Genomic DNA, 23895 nt, shown 5'->3' on the forward strand with positions numbered 1-23895 from the left:
CATGCACCGCAAATATTTGGTGCAAGCTTCGAGCCTATTGGCTGATGCTGGCAATCCGTTCCGGTAGACTAGTCGCTCACCAGTTCGTATGACGCGGACCTGATCAACCTGCGCACCCAATCAACCTGCGCACCGAATCGTTCGCTATTTCAACGAAAGCTCAATTTCATGAACATTCGCATCGCCCTTTTTTGCTTCGGATGTTTGTGCGTGTCCGCAGTGATCGCGGACAAGCCCAATAGCATAGAACGTCCCAACATCATCGTGATCTTGGTGGACGACATGGGATTTTCGGACATGCGTTACGGCAGCGAGATTCCGACACCGAATCTTGATGAATTGGCCGAGAACGGAGTGAGTTTTTCTCAGTTTTATAACACCGGGCGATGTTGCCCTACCAGAGCATCACTGTTGACGGGATTGTATTCTCATCAAGCCGGCGTGGGGTGGATGACCGAGGATCAAGGTCAACCGGGTTATGCGGGGCGACTTAGTGGCAACTGCGTAACAATTGCAGAAGTGTTGGGGCAAGCTGGCTACTTCACGGCGATGACGGGCAAATGGCACGTTGGGTTTGACGGCGGATCCACTCCGTGGCAACGCGGTTTCGATCGCAGCTTGAATCTTCGAGCGGGCGGTGTTCACTTTTCTAACCAAACCGGGACGAAAGGAAACTTTAAACTGTTCCTTAACGGACAAGTTGTTGCGAAGGACGATCAACGATTTGCTCCGCCTTGGTACGGAAGTGACTTGTGGACGCGGCAGGGCATCGCTTTCATTGACGAAGCCATAGCGGCCGAGAAGCCGTTCTTTTGGTATCTCGCCCATACAGCACCTCACTTTCCTTGCATGGCTCCCGCCCAGACAATTGCAAAGTACCGAGGGAAGTACATGAGCGGTTGGGACAAGTTGCGAGAAGAACGATACGCCAGACAGTTGCAACTGGGCCTGATCGATGAGTCCTGGCAACTTCCGGAACGTCCAGATGAAATTCCCGCATGGGATTCATTGAGTCTTGAAGAGCAAACTCGGTATGACGAGATGATGGCGGTCTACGCGGCGATGATCGAGGAGATTGATACAAACGTAGGCAAGCTGATTGCAGCATTGAAGTCACGTCAGCAGTTCGAGAACACGTTAATCTTCTTCATGTCGGACAACGGTGGGAACGCGGAATCGGGCGTTAATGGCCGTAGTGAGGGAGATCATCTTGGCGATCCTCACTCGAATGTCTTCATCGGGCAATGTTGGGCTCACTTGAACAACACACCGTTTCGAAAGTACAAGCACTACAATCACGAAGGTGGGATTGCGACGCCTTTGATCGCTCACTGGCCTGCTGTTGTACAACCTCGATCGAGCCCGAACGATTGGATCACGACTCCGACGCATCTCATCGATATCATGGCCACTTGTGTGGATATCGGTAACGCGACTTATCCGCAGACCTTTAATGGCAACACGGTGATTCCCGCAGAAGGTCAGAGTCTGATGCCGCTTTTGACTGGCAAAGACGCGTTTGCTGATCGTCCAATATTCTGGGAACACGAAGGGAATGCCGCGATACGTATTGGCGACCGAAAACTCGTGCGTTTGGGGAACAAGGGTAAGTGGGAACTGTACGATTTGGCCAAGGATCGAACCGAGCAGCACGATTTGGCGGCGGAAAATCCGGATGAGGTGGCGGATCTTGTCAAACGGTGGCGGACCTGGGCAAAAAGAGCTCAGGTGTTGCCACGGCCAAAAGCCAAGAGAAAGCAAGCGGGCAAGAACCGCGGCAAATCGAACACACCCAGTGCAAATCCAACGCCCACGCAATGACCGCACAGTGTTTTGCGAGTTGGGCTTCCAAGTTTAGAAATGAACAAGCCAACCGAGAGCTCGAAAGGCATGTCTAGAGCTTCAGTTTTTTGACGAGCAAGTCTTGTTCATCCTTGGCTGACAACGGTACCCAGTCGATCGTAACGTCAGGCAATTCGCGTTTGAGCTTTACGATATCGGATTCGGGGATATCCACCCATTTCAACTTGATCGTCTTAAGTTTGGGCAGCGATTTCAGCCTGATAAGTCCCGCGTACGTCAAGCGTGCCTCCTGAAGGTCTACGGTTTCGAGTGAGTTCATGCTCGCGATAACAGGGATCGTAGCATCATCCAAACTCGCCGGTCGTACCGTGCTCCAGTTCGGCAATCGTTGACCGACTTTCAGAGTTCGCAAGTTATCGAGTCCAGCTAAGTGCTTGATGCCGTCGGGAGAATCCCAATTGTGCCATTGGCGGAACTCTTCAATTTGAGTGAGTTGGCCCACGGCTTTGAGTGCCTCGTCGCCCGCGGTGGCACCGGCGAAAGTAAGTTGTTTTAGGTTGGGCAACGTCTTCAAATGTGCTAGCCCGGATCCGGTGAACTCTTCAACATCACGAGACGGATGGAACAGCGAAAGCCGTCTCAGGTTCTTGAGGGCTGCGAAGTGACGGTACCCATCGTCAGTCAGCATTGTTCCGTTAATTTGAAAGGCTTGCAGATCCGAAAGCTGGGAAAGGATTTGCAAATGATGATCGAGCAAGGGTTTGCCATCGATCGAAATTGATTTTAAGGACTTCAGACTCGCAATCAGCCCGTAGTCAGCGTCCGTCAAGTCAGTGCAGTCGATCTTTAGGCCTACCGCGTCGCCGTGGTCCATGGTCACGGTGGCTCCCAATTCATCCAAGCGTCGCAGCACGTCGGTCTCGGCACGGGTGGAACTCATCGTCGAAACGGCAAGAGCTATGGACATTACAAAGCACAGGAAGCAGCGAGTTGGCATGATGGTCGGCTGAGGCAGGACAGGGTGGAAGGGAAGTAACGTCGCGAATGAACACGAACAAGCAGAGGGAAATTAGGATTCCAAGTAGGTTTCGGCGTACTCGCGGAGATGTTCTCGAAACTCGCGAAGCAATCGACTTTGGAATCGGTAAGGATTCCAAACGGCGGCCACGGTACGAGTCGGCTTGGTTCCGTGAAGCGAACGGTAAACGCGTCGTTTGCTTCGGTCAAGTTTCTTCGCCATTTCTGGGATCATCGAGACTCCGTGCCCCAACGATACGAGTTCTTGGACCATGACCAGTTGGCTGGCTCGCTCGACCGCCACAGGCTGGATCGCCCTTTGTCGGCAAAACGTCGTGATGTTGTCGGACAAGCAATGCGCTTCGTCGAGAAGCACGAACGGATAATGCTCGACATCAGCGAGGCGAACTTGTTTTTTTGTCGCAAGGGGATGTTGCTTAGGCACAACGAGGCTTAACTCTTCCTCGAACAGTTCTTCCACTTCGACATACTTTGAAGGAACCGGAAGCGCCACGATAGCAACGTCAAGTTCGCCCTGTTTGCATCGCTTCATCAGATGATCGGTTGTATCTTCTTGTACGATCAGCGTCGCCTTCGGATAGGCGTCCGAAAAGGTCCGTAGTAAGTTGGGCAAGAAGAACGGTGCGATCGTTGGGATCGCAGCCACGCGAATGCGTCCACTTTGCCCGTCGTCGCTGATCTCCGCTTTGCAGTCTTCTAGAATCAACAAGATCTGCTCGGCCCGTGATTGGAACAACTGTCCCGCGTCGGTCAGGTCGACTGATCGAGGTTTACGTTCAAACAATGGTTGCCCTAGCTCGTCTTCCAATCGTTGGATCGAGCGACTCAGTGCGGACTGCGAAATACTTAATCGTTCCGCCGCGTGAGTGAAGTTGCGCAATTCCGCGAGGGCCTGGAAATGCGATAGTTGGCTCATGTCCAAAGGGATCAAGCTCCTGGTAAGGCGGCTTTAGGCGGCTATGCGTCAGATGCATAGCAAGTATCACCATAATTCATTGGAAGACTACTTGGAAATACGAGATACTTCATCAGTCGAACGAGATTCCGTCCACTTGTCCAGATTTTAAGGATTTCAGATGTCTCAAACTTATTCCTTTGCCCGCGTCGTGGCGGGTGTCACGATGACGTGCAGCACGTTGATCGGGAGCCTTTGTGCGGTTCATGCCGACGAAGCATCCTCATCAACGGTCGCGAAGAACAGCAGTCCAGCGACTAGCCAATGCCCGGTCATGGGAGCCATTGCGGAACCTGGCACTCGGAACACCGCCGCGGGCGCCTATTCCAATGGCGATTGGTGGCCGAACCAACTCAACCTTCAAATCCTTCATCAGAATTCTCGAAAGAGCAATCCGATGGGGGACGACTTTGATTACGCCACGGAGTTTGGCAAGCTTGATCTGAAGGCGGTCAAAGCGGACATCAACGCGTTGCTAACATCGTCGCAAGATTGGTGGCCGGCGGACTACGGAAACTACGGTCCGTTTTTTATACGGATGGCTTGGCACAGTGCCGGTACCTATCGTGTCACCGATGGTCGTGGTGGTGCGGGTTATGGAACCCAGCGATTCGCGCCGTTGAACAGTTGGCCGGACAATGGCAACCTGGACAAAGCGCGTCGTCTGTTATGGCCGATCAAACAAAAGTACGGAAAGAGCATCTCGTGGGCAGACTTGATGGTGCTGACCGGGAACTGCGCACTTGAGAACATGGGCTTCGAAACCATGGGCTTCGCGGGCGGTCGCGCCGACGTGTGGGAACCTCAACTAGACATCAATTGGGGGCCTGAGACCGAATGGCTCGGCGACATGCGTTATAGCGGTGATCGAGAACTCGCCAATCCGCTCGCTGCGGTCCAGATGGGTTTGATTTATGTGAACCCGGAAGGTCCCAACGGCAAGCCAGACCCACTTGCCGCTGCGAAGGACGTCCGGGATACGTTTGGCCGAATGGCGATGAACGATGAAGAAACAGTCGCGCTGATTGCGGGCGGGCATACGTTTGGGAAAGCCCACGGGGCAGCGGACCCAAGCAAGTATGTGGGACCGGCACCGGAAGGTGGCAGCCTAGAAGAACAGGGCTTGGGATGGAAAAACACCTTCGGCACTGGAAACGCGGGCGACACAATCACCAGTGGTCTTGAAGGCGCTTGGACGTCCACTCCAGCGGCATGGTCGCACGATTACTTTAGCAACATGTTCGCGCACGAATGGGAGCTCACCAAGAGTCCCGCTGGCGCGCATCAATGGACTCCCAAGGGCGACAAAGCCAATGGCACGGTGCCCGATGCGCACGACGATTCCAAATCCCATGCTCCGATCATGTTCACGACTGACTTAGCGTTGAAGATGGATCCAGCTTACGGAAAGATTTCGAAACGTTTCCACGATCACCCCGAAGAGTTTGAAGCGGCGTTTGCCAAGGCTTGGTACAAGCTCACTCATCGCGATATGGGTCCCTACTCGCGGTGCCTTGGGCCTGAAGTTGCCGAGCCTCAGTTGTGGCAAGACCCTGTGCCTGCGGTCGATCACCCATTGATCAACGAACAGGATGTCGCGGAACTGAAGGGCAAGTTGTTGGACTCTGGGCTATCGGTTTCACAACTCGTGCGTACCGCATGGGCGTCAGCGTCCACTTTCCGTGGTAGTGACAAACGAGGCGGTGCTAATGGTGCACGAATTCGCTTGGCACCACAAAAGGATTGGGCGGTCAATCAACCCGAACAACTCGGTGACGTGTTGGATAAGTTGACCAAGGTGCAGAAGGATTTTAATGCTGCCAACGGTGAAAAGAAAGTTTCGCTAGCCGATGTGATCGTGCTCGGTGGGGTTGCCGCGGTTGAAAAGGCGGCCAAGGACGCTGGGCATGAAATCAAAGTTCCTTTTGCACCAGGTCGCACCGACGCTTCGCAGGCACAAACCGATGTGGATTCATTTGAACCACTGGAACCCAGAACCGATGGCTTCCGTAACTACTTTGGTCACACGGAGCTCGATCGCCCCGCCAGCGAGTCGCTGGTTGACCGGGCAAGTCTATTGAATCTGACCGCACCCGAAATGACGGTGCTGGTTGGCGGATTGCGAGTTCTCAATGCGAACGCCGACGACTTGAACCTTGGCGTTTTGACAGACCAGCCGGGAGTGCTAACGAACGACTTCTTTGTCAACTTGCTTGACATGGGAACGGTCTGGCAAAAGTCCAATGTGTGTGAGCACTTCTTCGAAGGAGTGGACCGAGAAACGGGCGACCTGAAGTGGAAGGCATCTTCGGTAGATCTTGTGTTTGGATCGAATTCGCAATTGCGAGCGATCTCGGAAGTCTACGCAAGTAATGATTCGAAGCGGAAGTTCGCGGACGACTTCGTTGCTGCGTGGACCAAGGTTATGAATTCCGATCGCTTCGACTTGGATCCTTCATCGCGACGTGGCGAAGAAGCAACCCATTTGACGTCGAAGTAAGCGGACTCGGAAAGCTGTTCTGGACACAGCGTCGTTAATACGCAGGAAAGACGAGTGCCGAGTGATATTCGCTCGGTGCTCGTTTTGCGTTTGGCAAGACCGTTTTGGCCGACAGACAGTGTGTTTGGAGTGCGGCGAAGGCGTCAATTCGTACCAAAACGAAAGATGGTACTACCAGACGTCGTGTCAGATTTGTGCGATAATGAGTTAATGCTTCTTCACTGTCGACAATTTCATTTCTGCAGCTCACGCATGTCTTCGTTCAAAACCTGTTTACGTGCAGCGGTCCTCTTTGTTTGCGCGTCGTTCGCCACTATTGCCAGCGGTGGTGCGCCTCTATCGTTTAACTCCGACATCCGACCGATCTTGTCGGAATACTGTTATGCCTGCCACGGACCTGACGAAGAACACCGGGCGGCTGATCTGCGATTTGACGAACGAGAGCCTGCGATTGACTACGGCGCAATCGTCGAAGGCGAGCCCGACGAGAGTCTACTGATTGAGCGGATCGTGTCCGATGATCCTGATTTGATCATGCCACCACCGGATTCAGGAAAGGTGTTGAGCGCCGAGCAGAAGGAGTTGCTTGCCGAGTGGATTCGCCAGGGAGCGGAATATCAAAAGCATTGGTCCTTCGAATCACTGCCGGCAAAGGTCAACATTCCTGAAACCACAACATCGTGGCCGCGACGGGGCATCGACGCTTTCGTTGCCCAAACGCATCGCGAGAAAGGGTTTGAACCTGCCGAAGAAGCCGACCGCGCGACGTGGCTTCGACGGGTAACGTTTGACCTCACGGGACTGCCTCCAACGATTGACGAGCTGGATTCGTTTGAGAGCGATGATTCCGAGGATGCCTACGAGAAAGTGGTTCAACGGTTGCTGAAATCACCAGCGTATGGCGAACGTATGGCGGTAATGTGGTTGGACGTCGCACGATACGCTGACACGTTTGGCTATCAGAACGACATTGAAATGGAAGTGTGGCCGTGGCGAGAGTGGGTGATCAAATCATTCAATCAAAACATGCCTTATGACCAATTCCTGATCGAACAAGTTGCCGGTGACTTGATCGACGGTGCGAGCCGCGACCAAAAGCTCGCCACAACCTTTAACCGATTGCACCGGCAAACCAACGAAGGCGGCAGCGTTGCTGAGGAGTTTCGATTGACCGGTATCACGGACCGAACCACCACCGCGGCAACCGCGTTTCTCGGTCTGACGATGGAATGTTGCCGGTGCCATGATCACAAGTTTGATCCCATCAAGCAAAAAGAGTTCTACGCGTTGTCCGCGTACTTTTCTGACATCGATGAATTCGGGCTCTATTCGCACTTCACGTTTTCAGCGCCAACGCCAGCAATGCTGCTTTACGAAGGCGACCAGGAACAACAGCATCAGTTAGCAAAACGGGCCATTACGGTAGCTGAGCAGAACCACCAGGACGTGATTGAGGAAGCACGAAAACTTTGGCAAGTCAGCGTTGAGTCCAAGACGAATGAGTTGCCAACTCCTCGCGAACCCGCGTTCGCTTTACCGCTCGATGGCGAAGTTGATGGCGTCGTCGGCAATGCCACACGTTGCGACGGCGATGAGGCAATCCAATGCAAGGAATCGCCACAGTTCGGCCGGACCTCTGCGTTCTCGTATAGCCTTTGGGTGAAGCCAAGCGTCCAAACGCCTCGAATGGTTGTGCTGCACCAATCGCGAGCCGCTGAAGATTCTGGATTCCGCGGACTCGAACTTACCCTTGACGATGGACACCCTCAATTCTCAATGATCCATTTTTGGCCGGGCAATGCCGTAAGGGTTCGTTCGATAGAGTCGATTCCCGTGAACGATTGGACTCACCTCGCGGTCACTCACGACGGCAGCGGGAAAGCGTCGGGCATTCGGATTTTCGTCAACGGCGAAATGGCGAAGGTCGATGTCATTCGTGACAAGTTGACTCGCGACATTCGACACCGCGACGATTGGCACGACTTGGATCTGGAAAAGATTTCGCTTTCGTTAGGTGCCCGTTTTCGTGATATCGGTTTCCGCGACGGGGAACTGGACGATTTGAAAGTCTATGATTTGGAGCTTTCACGCGCTGAAGTTCTCGCGATCTATGCAAACGTACGCGAAGATGCAAAGCCAAGTGATTTGGGCACGTACCTAGCGTTTGAACATCACGCACTGACATCAAACGACGAGATCGCTGATGCGAGGAATGCGTTGGCAGAGGCGCGTCATGCCGAGAATGAACTGATCGCATCGGTGCGTGAGATCATGACGATGCGTCACTACGACGACGCTCCTGAAACACACGTGCTGATTCGCGGCGAGTACACCGAAAAGGACGAAGTCGTGACCGCGAGTACGCCGGCGTTATCAGGTGGTCTACCGGTTGCCGGCGATGATCGCATGGACTTGGCTCGTTGGATGGTTGATGAGCGGAACCCGTTGACATCACGGGTGATCGCTAACCGCATGTGGCACCTGTTCTTCGGCCGCGGGATTGTTGTTTCGCTCGAAGACTTTGGCTCGCAGGGGTCGCCACCTGCTCATCCGGAACTGCTGGACTACTTGGCTCGTTCATTGATGGACAACGATTGGGACTTACAGTGGTTGTGCCGCGAAATCGTGCTTTCCTCGACCTACCGGCAATCTTCGAAGGTAAGCGATCCAAAGAAATATGAAATTGATCCCGAAAACGTTTGGTTGTCGCGAGGTCCCAAGCATCGACTTTCAGCGGAACAGTTACGCGATACCGTTTTGTCGGCGTCGGAATTGTTGGTGAAGAAGATTGGCGGACCGAGCGTTATGCCCTACCAACCTGCTGGATTATGGAAAGAAGCTGGCACCGGAAAGACATACAACCAATCAACCGGTGACGGGCTGTTTCGACGTAGCATGTACACGTATTGGAAACGTACGTCACCGCCACCAACCATGCTGACTTTAGATGCGACCAGTCGCGAAAGTTGCACACCGCGTCGCGAATTGACGACCACTCCGCTTCAAGCTTTGGTGTTCCTGAACGATCCGCAGTACGTCGAGGCCTCGCGAGTGCTGGCCGAACGATTGATCGAGACCAACGGTTCCGATCTCGATGCTCGCTGGAACGAATTGTTCCGACGCTTAGTGAGTCGCTTGCCGAGTGAACGCGAACGGAGTGTTCTCAACCAACTGTACCAAGAGCAACACGCTTACTTTGCCGACAATCAAACTCAGGCCGACGACTACTCCAAAGTCGGAACTCAGCCAACCAAGGGTTCCTATTCACCGAGTGACCTAGCGGCAACTTCAGTCGTGGTGCAGACCATCTTTGCCTACGATGAAACGATCATGCTTCGCTAATAGCGATTTACCTTTTATTTCAATAAACACCATGAATACATCCCTATCGCGTCGACACTGGCTGCAAACCTTTGGCATGGGTCTGGGGGGAATTGCAGCGTCGCAATTGTTGCACCGTGATCTTGCCAGCGCGGCGACAAAACGGTCGTTGGGACCTGGCGTTCCAAGCGGCGGAGTGATTAACCCAACTCACCATGCTCCCAAAGCGAAGCGAGTGATCTACCTTTTTCAAGCAGGCGGTCCGTCGCAGCTTGAATCGTGGGATTACAAGCCATTGCTGAACGAAAAGCAGGGTGAGCCTTTACCGGATTCCGTGCGCAACGGTCAGCGTCTGACTGGAATGTCGGGGAACCAAGCGGTTTTGCCATTGGCTGGGTCAACCTTCAAGTTCAATCAGCACGGTGACAACGGAACCTGGGTCAGCGAATTGATGCCGCATATGGCAGCGAACGTCGACAAGATCGCCGTCATCAAGTCCATGTACACCGAAGCGATCAATCACGATCCAGCCATCACCTTCTTGCAGACCGGAAATCAAATCTCGGGTCGGCCGAGCATCGGGTCTTGGCTGCACTATGGGCTGGGAAGTGAAAACGACAACTTGCCATCTTTCGTCGTGCTGGTCACCAAAGGTAAAGGCGGCCAACCGCTTTACTCGCGATTGTGGGGGTCTGGTTTCTTACCGGCTCGCTACCAGGGTGTTCAGTTTCGTGCGGGCAAGGAACCCGTGCTCTACCTCGCTAATCCACCGGGCATTTCGTCAGAGAGCCGACGGAATATGCTTGATCGACTTAACGACTTGCATCAACTCGAACAGGATCGGCTGGGCGACCCTGGTCTGACCACTCGCATCGAACAGTACGAAATGGCTTATCGGATGCAATCGAGCGTTCCCGATGTGGCCAATCTCGCAGACGAGCCACAGAGTGTTTTGGACCTTTACGGTCCTGATGTCGCGAAGCCGGGATCATTCGCTGCTAATTGCCTGTTGGCTCGTCGTTTGGCCGAGCGGGGCGTGCGGTTCATTCAGTTGTACCATCAAGGATGGGATCATCACGGAAATATTCCCGGCGGCATGAAGGGGCAATGCAAAGACACCGACCAACCTTCCGCCGCTTTGCTGCAAGACTTAGAGCAGCGCGGGATGCTTGAAGACACGTTGGTGATCTGGGGAGGAGAGTTCGGACGCACGAATTATTCGCAGGGTGCGATTACCGCGACGAACTATGGACGCGATCATCATCCACGATGTTTTTCGATGTGGATGGCCGGTGGCGGCATCAAACCTGGAATTAGCCACGGTGAAACGTGCCCCTTTGGTTACAACGTCGTATCCGATGGAGTCCATGTTCGTGACTTTCACGCAACCTTGCTGCACTTGATGGGAATCGACCATCACCGGCTGTCAGTCAAGTTTCAAGGGCTCGACGCTCGGTTGACCGGGGTCGAACCATCAAGAATTGTGACTGAGATCTTGGCGTAGCAAGAAACGTATTCCGAAAATCAACGAGAACGTTGGTTGATTGCAAAGCACGGGTGCATTGAGACGTACGTGCAAGTCATTGCGGGCGTTGTGCAGGTCGATATCAGTCGGTCGCTGTAAGACGTACGGGCCGCACTGAGATACGCTTGCTGTTGATGAAACAACTAGCCCAGGCATTGAATGCTTGGCTTCTTCGTGTGTTTGATGCCCAGCTTACGAGGTCGTTACGCCTTCTTCACGAACTCTGATTTCAAAGCCATGGCTCCAATTCCGTCGATTTTGCAATCGATGTCGTGATCACCATCAACGATGCGAATGTTCTTGACCTTGGTGCCACCCTTCACGACGCCGCCCCTAAACTTCAGGTCTTTGATGACCACGATCGTGTCACCGTTTTCAAGCACGTTCCCGTTGGAATCACGAGTCGCGTCATCTTCGACTGGTTCCGGTTCCGACGCGGTCCATTCATGAGCACAGGTGGGGCAGACCAGCAGCACACCGTCTTCGTAGGTGTATTCAGAATTGCATTCGGGGCATGGAGGAAGGTCGCTCATGGTTTGATCGCTTAGAGGAATTGAAATGATGCTCCAATTATCTCTAGATCGTCGTTTACGTATACCGGGGCATTACGAACCCGAAAGAAATTTGAGAGTGTGTCGTTTACGAACGTATTTTCACGGCCTCGCACATTAACCCCACTTGTGCATTGTTAGCAAATTAACTGAGCAATTGAGTCCGCGTAGACCTTGTTTGCCTCGTTTCATTTCGTCGCTACACTTGGGACATGCCACCAACCTTGATCAAACCGAGTCGACTAAGAACGCTTACATGGATGTTCGTGCTGGTGATTGCTATCACGTCTTCGCTCTCGAAGTTTCCTCAATGTTGGGGAAACTTTGAGTGTCAAAATCATTGTTGTTTTAGCGTTGCATCAGAGATTCTTGCGTTGGAAGTCAATGCATTGCAAATCGACGTGGCGGCAAATGCGTTAGTAAGTGAGAGCCATCGCGGCGACATAGCCGACATCGCCGGTTTTCAAGCGGATGCGTCGTTGGAGGTCAGTGATGGCAACATCGCCAACCGATGCGACGGAAAGTCGTGTCAGTGCCGGCATGATCGACTACCTATCGCATTTCGGGTTCAGCGTTTACCAGAAGCCGACGAACTGCAAACCTTCGACATCGGTTTGCCGAGTCCCGTTTTGAGTGGCATGTCGCAATGCCAGCTAACTCGGAGGGGAACCCATCAGCGGCCCCAGATGACAGCGCTAAATCGCTGCATCCTGCTATCGCGATTTACTCTTTGAGATTGGATTTCGCACGGACCGTCTCGTTCGATGGTTTGTGCCCTGATTGCGTGAGTGTTTTTGCGCCCCAAGGTCTCAATCTGGAGTTTTGTCATGGTTCAAGGTTCTGTCGGTTTCACATGCGCTGGTACAAGAGGATTGGTCGACGTGAATGCTATTGATGCAGGGAAGTTTGAGACCGATGCGCCCACGCCCGTCGGTGCCAAACGCCGAGTGCTTGTTGGCGAATTTCGGGATGAAGTATTCGCTGATCTAGAGGGCCTGTTTGCGAAGCTGGGATATGACGTATCTCGCGCCACTTTCGGTGGAATGGTGTCGTCGATGGTTCACGATTTGCGCCCCAATTTAGTGCTGGTGAACGAACGTTTCGCTGACCAAAGTGGCTGGTTAGTGGCCAGCAAATTGCAGATGTTTACAATTCCACCAAAAGTTTGGTTGTACGCATGCCAATTGCCGTCTCAAGTTACTATTCAAAAATCGGTTTGCGGCATTGAAGAAGTACTTTCGTATCGCGGTATTCTAAGTCTTTTGCATCGCCAGATTCTCGATCGCATCGCTCTGTTGCAATCGGTTTCAGATAACGAAGACAGTCGCGTATGAACAAAGAAAAGATTGAACTTCGTTTACTGCTGCCAACCGTTACCCATTCCGATGATGCCTGCATCACCCGTCTATCTGAATTGCTGCAGTCGAAGGCTGGTGTTGATGCGGCACATATATCCGCGTCCGAGGCAGAGCAACCTGATCGCATTTGCATTCACTACGATCCTCGCATCGTATCGATCGGTGAGGTTCGTGAACTCGCGCACCGCGCCGGCGTCGAACTGCACCAGCGGTACGGACACTGGCTAAGTCAGGCTTCGCCCATGCACGCGAGGCGGGCCAGTGCAATCGAATCGCGATTAGGACGAATCCCAGGTGTGATCGAAGCGTCGGTCACGGCCGAAGGAATGGTTCGTGCTGAATACGATCGACAATTGACCAACGCATCGACGATCGAGAGCACACTGGCAAGTTGGACGAAAGAGGTTTCGTTGAAGGGCGGCAGTCCGAGCGTCAAGAAAGACGATGGAACGTGTCACGCCCACGCTGGCCACGATCATTCACACGGTGGAATCTTCGGGCCCCGATCAGAATTGATTTTCGCAGTGTTGTGCGGCGTCTTTCTGGTTTCCGGATGGCTGATAGCGACACTCGAAACGTTCGACCCTTGGGTCGCTTGGATGTTCTACATCCTTGCCTACGGATTTGGTGGATATTTCACCGTCACGGAAGCAATCGAAAAGATTCGCGCTGGAAAGTTTGAGATCGACTTTTTGATGATCGTCGCCGCGGCAGGTGCAGCTTCGCTTGGGGCATGGGCCGAGGGGGCGTTCCTGCTGTTTCTATTTAGTATCGGCCACGCGATGGAGGGATACGCGATGGGCCGTGCAAAGCACGCCATCGAGTCGTTGTCGCAGTTAGCCCCGCGTATCGCTCGTGTTCGTCGAGATGGTGCGGAATCTGAAATCGCCGTCGAGGACCTTGTGGTGGGTGACGTCGTGATTGTTAAACCAGACGAACGACTCGCGGCCGATGGGTTTGTGGTCGCGGGCGAGAGCAGCGTCGATCAATCTCCCATCACTGGCGAAAGCATGCCCGTCGAGAAGCAACCGGTTCGTGACGTGCACTTGGCCTCGCTGAATGTGGAAGACCTTTCCTCTGAATATCGAGTCTTCGCTGGAACCATCAATCAAGCCGGCGTGCTTGAAATACAGGTGACGAAGATCGCATCGGAGAGCACGCTGTCACGAATCGTGACCATGGTCAATGAGGCAGAAACGAGAGTTTCGCCGACTCAGAAGTTCACAAAGAAGTTTGAGCGATACTTTGTTCCAACCGTGGTGGCGGGGGTTCTGTTGCTGATCTTCACGCCGCTCGTATTGGAGGAATCTTTTGGCGAATCGTTCTACCGAGCGATGGCCGTTTTGGTAGCGGCAAGTCCGTGCGCGCTCGCGATTGCAACGCCTAGCGCGGTCCTTAGCGGAATCGCTCGCGCGGCGCGTGACGGAGTGCTTATCAAAGGAGGTGGCCCCTTGGAAGCACTCGGGAGTCTCGACGCTATCGCGTTTGACAAAACGGGAACACTGACGGAAGGCAAACCCAAAGTTACCGATGTTCATCCTGCTGATAATGTCGACGAAGCCGAGTTGCTGCGAAACGCTGTTGCTGTCCAAGAACTAAGCAAACATCCGCTAGCGCGCGCGGTGGTTCGCGATGGTCGAAATAGGCTCGCGACACTGAATGACACATCAGCGTCTGACCACGCAGAAAGCCCGATAGGCATCCCTCATGCAAGCGACTTGAAAAGTATTACCGGCCGCGGTCTCGAAGCGGTCGTTGACGGTGAAGTGGTGCATGTCGGAAAGGACGACCTGTTTAGTGAAGTCGCGGGCGAGCCACTGTCGAAAGCGATCCGGAACATCGTCGAGACACTTGAGCGGGGCGGGCGGACAACCATGGTGGTGCGCCGTGGGAATCGCTACCTAGGTGTCATTGGTTTGATGGACGCCCCACGAAGAGCGTCCACTCGAACCATCTTGCGGCTTCGTGAGATGGGCATCCGTCGGATGGTCATGATTAGCGGTGACAACCAACAAGTCGCTGATGCAGTGGCCAAGGCGATAGGAATCGAAGAAGCGTTTGGTGACCTGATGCCCGAAGACAAGGTCGCTGAGGTTCGCAAACTGCAAGCGAATGGTGGAGTCGCGATGGTGGGTGACGGAGTCAACGACGCACCTGCAATGGCATCCGCGGCGGTCGGAATCGCGATGGGAGCCGCCGGCAGTGACGTGGCGCTCGAAACTGCTGATATCGCACTGATGGCTGATAAGCTCGAAAATCTTCCATTGGCCATCGGGGTTAGTCGTCAGGCACGGCGAATCATCCAACAAAACCTTTGGATGAGTTTGGGGATGGTTGTTCTGCTTGTCCCGGCCACGATTTTGGGTTTGAACATTGGACCAGCGGTGGTGTTACACGAAGGCAGCACTCTTGTTGTCGTTTTCAATGCCCTGCGTTTACTGGCCTATAAACCGAACTCTCCGGCGGCAAACTAGCCCCAACTTGCTGTCGCGAAACAGATTTGGACTTTGCTGGACGCTTGGATCGGAGTAGTATTCGAATCATGTTCCGAGCCATTCTCGCCGTATTGTTGATCGCCAGTTTACTGGCGTGTCCGATTCGCTGCTTAGCCTGTCAGGCGAGTGATGTTTCTGATGTTGCGCCTTCGAGCGTCGGTTGCAAGTGCTGTCCCCATGCTGGTGAAGCGTCAGGCACAACGACGCCAACCGGCAATCCGGGTGACGTTCCGCAAGATCAGTGTGATTGCCCCGATTGTCTTTGCGACGGTGCCATCGTCGAGAACGACGCCGATCTATCATCGTGTTCGACTGCGATGGTTGTTCAATGGTTAGCAGATGCGTGTCAGTCGACTAGCGTTGCTAACTTCGCGTCTACTCCATCGGATCATGCTCTTCAGCGTCCAACGAGTTCACTTGTCTGCGGAAGAGATGCGCGGATTGCGTATCAATCTTGGCTCATTTGATTCGCTTGGACTTCTAGGATCGCCAACCGCAACGTTGCTTTGCTCGGTTGCTCTCTTGGCTTCGATCCATGCAGCTTGACGGTTGCAACTTGATCCTCGTCACTTCGCTTGATCGCATTTGAATTGCGTGCCGCGCGGTGAACATTCGGCAGCTCTTTGGTTTCCATCGAACTGAGTTGCCGTAGTCCTTGACGCTCGTGATCCCATCCCCCTATCCGTTCAAACACATGCTACTTCCTTGGGAATACGGTGTTCGGAACCTGGCTCGACGGCCAGTCCGGACTGCGCTAACGCTGGTTGCTCTGGCAACGGTGGTAATGCTCGTATTCGTCGTCGTCGGCTTCATTCGCGGATTGGAACGTTCGTTATCCGTCAGTGGCGACGAGAATGTTGTGCTGGTCTACTCCGTCAATTCAGAAGAGAACATCGAGAATTCATCCATCCCAGCGAGAACGCCGTCGTTATTGTCAGCAAGTTTGAGCGGGACCGTCAACCGTTTTGGAGTCTCACACTCGTCACCAGAGTTGTACTTGGGCACTCGTGTGAAAGTTGTCTCCGGCGCTGATGAACTTGAGACTGATGGATTAGAGACCGGTGGATTAGAGAGAAGTGGACTACAGAGAAGTGGACTGGGACTTGTTCGAGGCGTCACAACAGCGGCGCCTTTGGTTCGCCGATCCGTACGAATAATGGAAGGCGAATGGCCGTCCGACGGCGAAGTGATCGTCGGCAAGTTGGTGTCTGCAAAACTGGGCAGCACGGACGCCGCGTTGGCGGTCGGACAGAAACTCGAATTCGAAGGACGTACATGGACAATCAGCGGTCGTTTCTCCGCTGGCGGCGCGGCCTATGAATCGGAAATCTGGTGCCGATTGGGCGATTTCCAAACGGCGACCAAACGACAGGACTTAAGTCTTGTGGCGTTGTTGTTGTCGCCGAAAAGTTCTGCCGCCGAAGTCCAATTGTTCTGCAAAGAACGGTTGGATCTCGAGTTGCGAGGGATTCGCGAGACGGATTACTACGCGTCCTTGCAACAGCACTACAAACCGGTGCGAATCTTAGCTTGGTTCGTGGTGTTGTTGGTTTCGGGCGCGGGCGTCTTCGCCGGTTTGAACATGATGTTTGGTGCGGTGGCCGGGCGAACTCGCGAGATCGCGACGCTCCAGGCAATCGGATACCGTAGACGCGCCATTCTGATCAGTCTGATTCAAGAAGGTGTGCTCTTGGCGGCTGCTGGATCGTTACTATCCGGCATTATCGCCTTGGCTTTACTGAACGGGATGGCGGTTCGATTCACAATGGGTGCATTCGCATTACGCATCGATAGCGTCGCAATCTTAATCGGTTGCGGTGTGGGTTTGTTATTAGGTGTCGTGGGTGCGTTGCCCCCGGCGTGGAAAGCGTTGCAAGCCGAAGTTGCAACGAGTTTGAAAGCGATTTGATTCCCTCTACTGGAGATTTGAAATGAAGATTCTTTACGGTTTGTCATTGGTTGGTTTATCCGCCGTTGCAATTGGCTGTGGGTCGTCTGATGTTGCTAGTGACCCTCAAGCCGATGTCACAACGGAGACTCAAGAGAACGTCGTACAGCCCTATTCGGCTGCTAAGTCAAAGTATCTCGTTACGAGTGAACCCGCAGGTGCAATTCCAGTCGGTAAAGCGAGAGAGACGACCAAGGATGGCGAAGAGGTGACATTGGTGGGATTGATTGGTGGATCGAGCAAGCCGTTTGTCGATGGCTTGGCAGCGTTCACGATCGTCGACCCCAAGGTTCCATATTGCGCTGCTGATGAAGGATGTCCGACTCCCTGGGACTATTGCTGCACCCAAGGCCAAGTCAAAGACAACGTTGCGACAGTGAAGATTGTCGACGAAGAAGGTCGTCCGGTGCTTCACAGTGCACGTGGCCTCTTAGGCGTCAAAGAATTGTCGACCGTCGTTGTGAAGGGCAATGCGAAACGGGATCAACACGGAAACTTGACCGTCTCTTCTCATGAAGTCTTCATTCGTCCAGGCAAGTAGCGATGACAAATCCTCCACTGGACCTGAGCCAACTGGCACTGGATCGGACTCCCGATTCTCAGGCAACCCACACCCGACCACGTCGCAACCGCTGGATCGTTCGGTACCTTATACCGTTTGGCATCCTAGTGGGTTTCATCGCCCTGTTGGCAACCGCGGCGGGACGTCGGTTAATGCCTGCGCAACCAGTGACAGTTGTTCCCGTGGTGGTGAAACGAGCGGAACAGCAACCCTCGGGCTCTGCTTTGTTCCAATCGCCTGGATGGATCGAGCCTCGCCCGACCGCGATTAGTGTCGCGGCACTTGCGCCGGGGGTGATCGAGGAATTGATGGTCGTGGAGGGTCAGCCGGTCAGTAAGGATCAGCCGATCGCGAGGCTGATTTCGATTGACGCTGAGCTAAACGTCGAGCAGGCCAAGAACCAACTTGCAATTCGCGAAGGTGAACTCGCTCGAGCAAACGCGGAACTCAGTGCCGCGCGAGTTCGATTTGATAACCCCGTGCACTTGCAAGTCCAACTCGCCGATGCACGTAGCAAACTGGCGAACGTGCAAACGGAGCTTGCGAAGCTGCCGTTCATGATCGAGGGCGCTGAAGCGAATACCCGCTACACGCTCAGCAGCATGGAAGGAAAACAATCGGCCAAAGGTGCTATTTCGGGAAACATCATAGCTCGCGCCGAAAGCGAGCATGCGGTCGCGGTTGCGACGCTACAAGAACTGCGTCAACGGATGCCTAACGTGCAACGCGAGGCTCGTGCTCTCGAAGGCAAAGTCGAGGCTCTCGATCGCCAACTTGCTTTGCTTGTTGAAGAAACTCGACAGGTCCAGGAAGCCGAGGCAAAAGTTCAATCGGCCGAGGCTTTACGAAACGACGCGGCTCTTCAATTACGACAAGCGGAACTAACACTTGATCGAAACGTCGTGCGTGCGCCGATCGATGGACGTGTGCTGCGGTTGATCGCTTCGCCGGGAACCCGTGTCATGGGGCTCGAATCCAATGCTGGCCAAAGTTCAAGCACCGTGATTGAGATGTATGATCCAAACCGATTGCAAATTCGCGCCGACGTCCGACTCGAGGATGTTCCGATGGTCACTCAAGGTCAGCTTGTGGAAATCGAAACCGCTTCGTCATCTGTTGCGATCCAAGGTCGTGTGCTGCAGGTCACCAGCTCGGCGAATATTCAAAAGAACACCTTGGAAGTGAAAGTGGAATTGATCGATCCGCCTCTGACGATACGTCCTGAAATGTTGGTGACGGCAAGTTTCTTAGCACCCGAAGTAGACATCCGAGTCGATTCTGATACCCGCGCCGAAAGCATTCTCGCACCTCGGCGGCTGGTCCTTTCAGATGACAGTGGAGCGTATGTTTGGATTGTGGATGAAGGTGACGCGGCTAGGCGCCAATCGGTGGTGGTCGGTCGTGAATCCGGTGCGGACTTGGTTGAAATTGCGTCAGGCTTGAACCCGACCGACAAACTGATTGCGAGTGGGTATGAGGGCTTGAGCGAGGGAAGTTTTGTGAAGATCACTGGCGACGACCCGATTGTAGGAATGAACTGATGGCACTTGTAGAACTTCGCGGTGTGAGCAAAAGCTTTCAAAAAGGCGACGAAACGATTACACCGCTCGACAACATTGATCTGGATATCGAAGCGGGAGAGTTCCTATCGCTGATGGGACCCAGTGGGACAGGCAAGAGCACGTTGCTGAACTTGGTTAGCGGTATTGATCGGCCCGACTCGGGAACCATCACCGTTGATGGGACTGACGTCACGAAGCTGTCTCGTAGCAAGCTTGCCGATTGGCGGGCGGCGAATTTGGGGTACATCTTTCAGACTCATAACTTGATTCCCGTGCTGACTGCGTACGAGAACATCGAACTGCCCACGTTGCTTTTGAAGTTGTCGACATCGCAGCGTCGCGAGCGTGTCGAGTTGGCTCTGCAAGCGGTGGGTTTGAGTGATCGCGCCGACCACTATCCACGTCAACTCTCCGGCGGTCAGGAACAACGAGTCGGCATAGCACGCGCGATCGTTGCGCACCCCAAGGTCGTGGTCGCAGACGAACCCACCGGAAGCCTCGATACGGAAACCAGTGATCAGGTGCAGGTGCTTTTGAAGCGACTCAATGAAGAACTCGATATCACGATGTTGATGGTTACCCACGATGCCAACGTTGCGAGCATTGCGTCTCGTCAGTTAGTTCTCGATCGCGGAAAGTTTTTGGAACGTTCGATTGGATCCGCACAATGACGACCTATGTAATCAAAACGCTTTGGCGACACCGGACCCGAACGCTCCTAACTGTCACGGGTGCGGCGGTTGCCATGTTCGTGTTCTGCTTTGTTGGATCGGTCCAAGAAGGCCTGCATCGGCTCACTTCTGGAAGCGACGCTGATCGCAACTTGATTGTCTTCCAACAGAATCGCTTCTGTCCCACGACGAGCCGCCTACCGGAGGACTACTCTGACAAAATCAGGAAGGTTCCAGGCGTACGCGACGTGATGCCGATCCAAGTATGGACCAATAATTGCCGAGCCAGTCTAGATATCGTCGTGTTCAATGGAGCGGACCCCCAGCAAATTCAACAAGCACGACCGCTCAAACTCGTCGAAGGTGATTGGGCCCGATTTGCTTCGCAGCGTGATGCCGCCATCGTTGGCCGCAACGTCGCGCAGCGGCGTGGCTTGGTCACGGGCGAGCAGTTCACGATTGGTGATATCTCGGTGCAGGTTGCAGGAATTTTTGAATCCAGTGTGCCGGCGGAAGAGAATTTGATTTACACCAGCCTCGCGTTTTTGCAGTACACCCGGGGCCTCGATGCGGCGGGCTTGGTCACTCAACACGAAGTTATGCTGACCAAAGATGCGGATCCCGACCGAGTCGCGAACGAGATCGATTCTGTTTTAAGTGCAGCGTCAGTCGCAACAACCACTCGGCGTAAAGGAGCGTTTCAAGCGAGCACTCTTTCTGACCTCGTCGACTTGATCGGTTTCGCTCACTGGTTGGGATACGCCTGTGTTGGTTTAGTGTTGTCCTTGGTGGCCACGACAACGGTGATGAGCGTCCAGGATCGCATCAAGGAATACGCGGTACTGCAAACGATCGGTTTGCGACCGTTGAGAGCAATGAAGTTGGTTCTTGCCGAAAGTACGATCTTATGTGTCGTGGGCGGCACCGCGGGAACAGCACTGGCGATGGTGCTACTTTCGATCAGTGGTTTTGCGATCGGGGCCGAAGGGGCGACGATCGCATTCCGACCGTCGGTCGAACTGGCCATTTCCGGAGTGTGTGTGTCAATAGTCGTCGGAATGGCAGCAGGTTTAGCGCCCGCGATTCAGGCAGCAACCGTCCCGATTGTCGACGCACTTCGACAATCGTAGTTGGACGAGGTAACCGCAGCGTCCAGGAGTTGCAGCGATCACTCGATATAGGCCTTTTGCTAGTAACAAATCAATCGACGTCTCTGCTTGCAAACCAGCAGAGACCCAAAAACGGAGTTGAATCTCCACTTCGTTCAATATTTATGTTCATTGACCCGATAGTAGGGGTTGGGGACAATTTGCATAGTTATCCGCACCACTAAAAGTAGTTTCACGGTGATTGCTCGCTTCATTCAACGCTTGACGCTCTTCGCGTTCACCGCGCACGCGGTGTTGGGTTGTTGCTGGCATCACACGCATGCGGTTGCGGACGAGTGTGGTCAGACGCATGATGCACACGTTGTCCATTGTTGCAGTGGCACACACCACTCCAAGGTCGATGAGTGTCGATCACATGAAGGTCATCACCATCATGATGGTGAACCGACCGGCGACGATCGTCGCAACCCAACGACGGCATCAAGCGATTTGTTGTGTTTGGAACAGCCAATTGGTCACTCGCATGCGTGTCACGAAGGTCATTGCACCTATATCGTCGTCAAGTTGCGGTTGCTCGATCTGGAATTGGTTCCTTGCTTCCTATCGTTGGCGCAATGCGATACTGATCGGCTGGGGTTTTCGGGACGCTCTTCGGTGTATGGCGTGTACCGCCGATCCAACGGCTCGTGTAATTGCAAGCGTACCGCATTGGGGCGTTGCGCCGACTTACAGACTTGGCAAATCTGAGACGCTCTCGATTTCCCTTCTTCTATGCCCGTTGTAGTTGGGTAGCTGATCGAAGAAACGCAAACTGAGTCGTTGTTGGCTCATGCGCGTTGATGTTCTGCAAATTTTCGTGCGGCCCATGGCTTATCAATAGCGATCTCTGCTGCGCCCCAGACCAAAACCAACGCTCAACGTTGGACATTATTGTCTCTTTCACAGGGTCCGACCAATGCGACCGAACGTTTCCCATACACAGTCATCAATGTTTCGATGGGCTGCTGGCTTGCTCGCGATTGTGGTGGCGATAGTTGCTGCATTCTTTGGATGGCCACAACTGTCCAACTTCATCGATAGAACACTGGCCTCTCAAAAAGCCCCTGTCACCATTGGTGATACAGATCACGACGAACACGCCCACGATAGTCACGATCATGACTCACATGGCACAACCGGCGATGGCCGGGACGTTGGCAGCTCGTTGGAATTGACTCCTCAGGCCATGAATAACCTGGGGCTAACGCTGCGGTACCTTCGCCCCGTGCGACTTTCCACCTATCGACGTTCCATCACGGTTCCCGCCGTCGTCGTCGCGAAACCAGGACGGTCGTCAATCATCGTTTCATCGCCGCTCAATGGTGTCGTCACGCATGTCCATGCGGTGACGGGCGAAGCCGTCTTACCGGGAGATTTACTCTTCGAAGTTCGGTTGACCTACGAAGACTTAGTCGAAACTCAAACCGCGTACTTGAAAACCATCAGCGAGTTGCAGGTCGAGGAACGTGAAATCTCTCGACTCGAACAGGCAACACAATCAGGTGCTATTTCGGGCAAAGTACTTCTGGAACGTCGATACGCGAGGGAAAAGTTGGAGGCTTTTGCGAGGTCACAACGAGAAGCACTGCGAATGCACGGATTGTCTGACCGTCAAGTCGATTCGATAGGAAAGGACGGCAAGCTGCTGCGAGAACTTAAGATCGTCGCACCGGATGTGGATACTCACGACCATCATGAAGAACTGCAATTGAGCCAACTGCAAACGAAAACTGTTTCGTACACGCTTTCGCCCGCATCGCAGTTGATCGCTGCGCAAGACAGCCACGCCGATGACCATTCGCAGCATGCGCTGGTCATTGATGAACTGCAGGTGCATAAAGGCCAGGCCATTATGGCGGGTGAGGAGTTATGTTCGTTGTCAGACTATTCACAGCTTTTCATCGAAGGTAAAGCATTTGAAACGGATACGGCCGCGATCACTGAAGCGACCAAACGCGGATGGAACGTAGACGCCGTCCTAAGAGGCTCGTCGGGACAGGAAATAGTGTCAGATTTGAAGGTCGTCTTTGTTTCGAATTCGATTGACCCTGAATCACGAACGTTGTCGTTATTCGTCGAACTGCCCAACGAGATTGTCCGTGACGAGACCAACGCCAGCAATCAACGTTTTCTGTCGTGGCAGTATCGACTAGGTCAACGCCTCGAATTGCGGGTGCCGGTGGAAGAGTGGCAGGACCAAATCGTTCTTCCCGTCGACGCTGTGGTCAAGGATGGTGCCGATTGGTTTGTGTTCGAGAAAAGCGGCAATCGGTTCATTCGAGTTCCCGTGCATGTTCGTTACCGAGACCAAAGCTCGGTGGTCGTCGCCAACGATGGGTCCATCCATCCCGGGGATGTCATTGCTCTTCGCGCTGCTCATCAATTGCAGATGGCGATCAAGAATCAATCGGGTGGTGCAGTCGATCCACATGCCGGCCATAACCACTAAAACGAAGTC

Annotated in this window: 19 protein-coding genes; 14 read left to right on the top strand and 5 right to left on the bottom strand. The window is 53.7% G+C overall.

From position 1 onward, the window contains the following. Nucleotides 1-168: 168 nt before the first annotated feature. Nucleotides 169-1821 carry an arylsulfatase gene (locus Pla22_RS16820; RefSeq protein WP_146515973.1) on the top strand — a complete coding sequence of 551 codons (1653 nt, stop codon included), beginning with the start codon at nucleotides 169-171 and terminating at the stop codon, nucleotides 1819-1821. Between the two features lie 73 nt (nucleotides 1822-1894). Here the strand turns inward: Pla22_RS16820 and Pla22_RS16825 are convergent, their stop codons facing one another. Both Pla22_RS16825 and Pla22_RS16830 read right to left on the bottom strand, forming a co-directional pair. Next, a complete protein-coding gene (locus Pla22_RS16825) occupies nucleotides 1895-2770 on the bottom strand; it encodes a leucine-rich repeat domain-containing protein (RefSeq protein ID WP_146515974.1) in 876 nt (291 codons plus the stop codon). 102 nt (nucleotides 2771-2872) lie between these two features. Then, a complete protein-coding gene (locus tag Pla22_RS16830) occupies nucleotides 2873-3763 on the bottom strand; it encodes a LysR family transcriptional regulator (RefSeq protein WP_207310400.1) in 891 nt (296 codons plus the stop codon). A gap of 307 nt (nucleotides 3764-4070) precedes the next feature. Between Pla22_RS16830 and katG the strand changes: the two genes are divergently transcribed. From katG to Pla22_RS16845, 3 genes are all read left to right on the top strand, one after another. Next, the gene (gene katG / locus Pla22_RS16835; RefSeq protein ID WP_242632193.1) at nucleotides 4071-6296 is read left to right on the top strand and encodes a catalase/peroxidase HPI; all 2226 of its coding nucleotides are present in this window, start codon (nucleotides 4071-4073) and stop codon (nucleotides 6294-6296) included. 252 nt (nucleotides 6297-6548) lie between these two features. Continuing rightward, nucleotides 6549-9638, top strand: a complete 3090-nt coding sequence (locus tag Pla22_RS16840) for a DUF1553 domain-containing protein (protein ID WP_165440714.1) — start codon at nucleotides 6549-6551, stop codon at nucleotides 9636-9638. 31 nt (nucleotides 9639-9669) lie between these two features. Beyond that, nucleotides 9670-11121 (top strand): DUF1501 domain-containing protein, encoded by a 1452-nt coding sequence (locus Pla22_RS16845; RefSeq protein ID WP_207310401.1) that lies wholly within the window; start codon nucleotides 9670-9672, stop codon nucleotides 11119-11121. A 224-nt stretch (nucleotides 11122-11345) separates the two neighbouring features. Here Pla22_RS16845 and Pla22_RS16850 read toward each other — a convergent pair whose 3' ends face one another. Continuing rightward, nucleotides 11346-11675 carry a zinc ribbon domain-containing protein YjdM gene (locus Pla22_RS16850; protein WP_146515977.1) on the bottom strand — a complete coding sequence of 110 codons (330 nt, stop codon included), beginning with the start codon at nucleotides 11673-11675 and terminating at the stop codon, nucleotides 11346-11348. 434 nt (nucleotides 11676-12109) lie between these two features. Beyond that, nucleotides 12110-12235, bottom strand: a complete 126-nt coding sequence (locus Pla22_RS25865; RefSeq protein WP_261343147.1) for a hypothetical protein — start codon at nucleotides 12233-12235, stop codon at nucleotides 12110-12112. Between the two features lie 339 nt (nucleotides 12236-12574). On the opposite strand from Pla22_RS25865, the gene Pla22_RS16855 reads away from it, so the two are divergent. The 3 genes from Pla22_RS16855 (at nucleotide 12575) to Pla22_RS16865 (ending at nucleotide 15882) form a co-directional block, all read left to right on the top strand. Then, nucleotides 12575-13027: an ANTAR domain-containing protein gene (locus Pla22_RS16855; RefSeq protein ID WP_146515978.1), complete on the top strand. Its 453-nt coding sequence runs from the start codon at nucleotides 12575-12577 to the stop codon at nucleotides 13025-13027. Further along, on the top strand, nucleotides 13024-15525 hold the full coding sequence (locus Pla22_RS16860) for a heavy metal translocating P-type ATPase (protein WP_146515979.1): 2502 nt from the start codon (nucleotides 13024-13026) through the stop codon (nucleotides 15523-15525). Before Pla22_RS16855 ends, Pla22_RS16860 begins: the two co-directional genes overlap by 4 nt. A gap of 159 nt (nucleotides 15526-15684) precedes the next feature. Beyond that, nucleotides 15685-15882 carry a hypothetical protein gene (locus Pla22_RS16865; RefSeq protein WP_146515980.1) on the top strand — a complete coding sequence of 66 codons (198 nt, stop codon included), beginning with the start codon at nucleotides 15685-15687 and terminating at the stop codon, nucleotides 15880-15882. 112 nt (nucleotides 15883-15994) lie between these two features. Here the strand turns inward: Pla22_RS16865 and Pla22_RS16870 are convergent, their stop codons facing one another. Then, the gene (locus Pla22_RS16870) at nucleotides 15995-16240 is read right to left on the bottom strand and encodes a hypothetical protein (protein WP_146515981.1); all 246 of its coding nucleotides are present in this window, start codon (nucleotides 16238-16240) and stop codon (nucleotides 15995-15997) included. Here Pla22_RS16870 and Pla22_RS16875 point away from each other — a divergent pair, their 5' ends adjacent. The 7 genes from Pla22_RS16875 (at nucleotide 16241) to Pla22_RS16905 (ending at nucleotide 23886) form a co-directional block, all read left to right on the top strand. After that, nucleotides 16241-17455 (top strand): ABC transporter permease, encoded by a 1215-nt coding sequence (locus Pla22_RS16875; protein ID WP_146515982.1) that lies wholly within the window; start codon nucleotides 16241-16243, stop codon nucleotides 17453-17455. It abuts the gene before it with no gap. Nucleotides 17456-17477: 22 nt separating this feature from the next. Further along, the gene (locus Pla22_RS16880; protein WP_146515983.1) at nucleotides 17478-18035 is read left to right on the top strand and encodes a hypothetical protein; all 558 of its coding nucleotides are present in this window, start codon (nucleotides 17478-17480) and stop codon (nucleotides 18033-18035) included. A gap of 2 nt (nucleotides 18036-18037) precedes the next feature. Further along, entirely contained in the window at nucleotides 18038-19597 is a 1560-nt protein-coding gene (locus Pla22_RS16885; RefSeq protein WP_146515984.1) for an efflux RND transporter periplasmic adaptor subunit, read from the top strand. Continuing rightward, entirely contained in the window at nucleotides 19597-20289 is a 693-nt protein-coding gene (locus tag Pla22_RS16890) for an ABC transporter ATP-binding protein (RefSeq protein WP_146515985.1), read from the top strand. The genes Pla22_RS16885 and Pla22_RS16890 overlap by 1 nt, the downstream gene beginning before the upstream one ends. Beyond that, nucleotides 20286-21419: an ABC transporter permease gene (locus tag Pla22_RS16895; protein ID WP_146515986.1), complete on the top strand. Its 1134-nt coding sequence runs from the start codon at nucleotides 20286-20288 to the stop codon at nucleotides 21417-21419. Before Pla22_RS16890 ends, Pla22_RS16895 begins: the two co-directional genes overlap by 4 nt. A gap of 216 nt (nucleotides 21420-21635) precedes the next feature. After that, nucleotides 21636-22145: a hypothetical protein gene (locus Pla22_RS16900; RefSeq protein ID WP_146515987.1), complete on the top strand. Its 510-nt coding sequence runs from the start codon at nucleotides 21636-21638 to the stop codon at nucleotides 22143-22145. Nucleotides 22146-22386: 241 nt separating this feature from the next. Then, nucleotides 22387-23886, top strand: a complete 1500-nt coding sequence (locus Pla22_RS16905) for an efflux RND transporter periplasmic adaptor subunit (RefSeq protein ID WP_242632117.1) — start codon at nucleotides 22387-22389, stop codon at nucleotides 23884-23886. Nucleotides 23887-23895 lie beyond the last annotated feature (9 nt).

The sequence above is a fragment of the Rubripirellula amarantea genome, assembly GCF_007859865.1.
In the GTDB taxonomy this organism is placed as follows: domain Bacteria; phylum Planctomycetota; class Planctomycetia; order Pirellulales; family Pirellulaceae; genus Rubripirellula; species Rubripirellula amarantea.

Excerpts from the sequence above, each read along its gene's own strand:
- Pla22_RS16820 (WP_146515973.1), top strand. The coding sequence starts at position 169 with ATGAACATTCGCATCGCCCTTTTTTGCTTCGGATGTTTGTGCGTGTCC.
- Pla22_RS16825 (WP_146515974.1), bottom strand. The coding sequence starts at position 2,770 with ATGTCCATAGCTCTTGCCGTTTCGACGATGAGTTCCACCCGTGCCGAG.
- katG (WP_242632193.1), top strand. The coding sequence starts at position 4,071 with ATGGGAGCCATTGCGGAACCTGGCACTCGGAACACCGCCGCGGGCGCC.
- Pla22_RS16840 (WP_165440714.1), top strand. The coding sequence starts at position 6,549 with ATGTCTTCGTTCAAAACCTGTTTACGTGCAGCGGTCCTCTTTGTTTGC.
- Pla22_RS16845 (WP_207310401.1), top strand. The coding sequence starts at position 9,670 with ATGAATACATCCCTATCGCGTCGACACTGGCTGCAAACCTTTGGCATG.
- Pla22_RS16850 (WP_146515977.1), bottom strand. The coding sequence starts at position 11,675 with ATGAGCGACCTTCCTCCATGCCCCGAATGCAATTCTGAATACACCTAC.
- Pla22_RS25865 (WP_261343147.1), bottom strand. The coding sequence starts at position 12,235 with ATGCCGGCACTGACACGACTTTCCGTCGCATCGGTTGGCGATGTTGCC.
- Pla22_RS16860 (WP_146515979.1), top strand. The coding sequence starts at position 13,024 with ATGAACAAAGAAAAGATTGAACTTCGTTTACTGCTGCCAACCGTTACC.
- Pla22_RS16865 (WP_146515980.1), top strand. The coding sequence starts at position 15,685 with ATGTTGCGCCTTCGAGCGTCGGTTGCAAGTGCTGTCCCCATGCTGGTG.
- Pla22_RS16875 (WP_146515982.1), top strand. The coding sequence starts at position 16,241 with ATGCTACTTCCTTGGGAATACGGTGTTCGGAACCTGGCTCGACGGCCA.
- Pla22_RS16880 (WP_146515983.1), top strand. The coding sequence starts at position 17,478 with ATGAAGATTCTTTACGGTTTGTCATTGGTTGGTTTATCCGCCGTTGCA.
- Pla22_RS16885 (WP_146515984.1), top strand. The coding sequence starts at position 18,038 with ATGACAAATCCTCCACTGGACCTGAGCCAACTGGCACTGGATCGGACT.
- Pla22_RS16890 (WP_146515985.1), top strand. The coding sequence starts at position 19,597 with ATGGCACTTGTAGAACTTCGCGGTGTGAGCAAAAGCTTTCAAAAAGGC.
- Pla22_RS16895 (WP_146515986.1), top strand. The coding sequence starts at position 20,286 with ATGACGACCTATGTAATCAAAACGCTTTGGCGACACCGGACCCGAACG.
- Pla22_RS16905 (WP_242632117.1), top strand. The coding sequence starts at position 22,387 with ATGTTTCGATGGGCTGCTGGCTTGCTCGCGATTGTGGTGGCGATAGTT.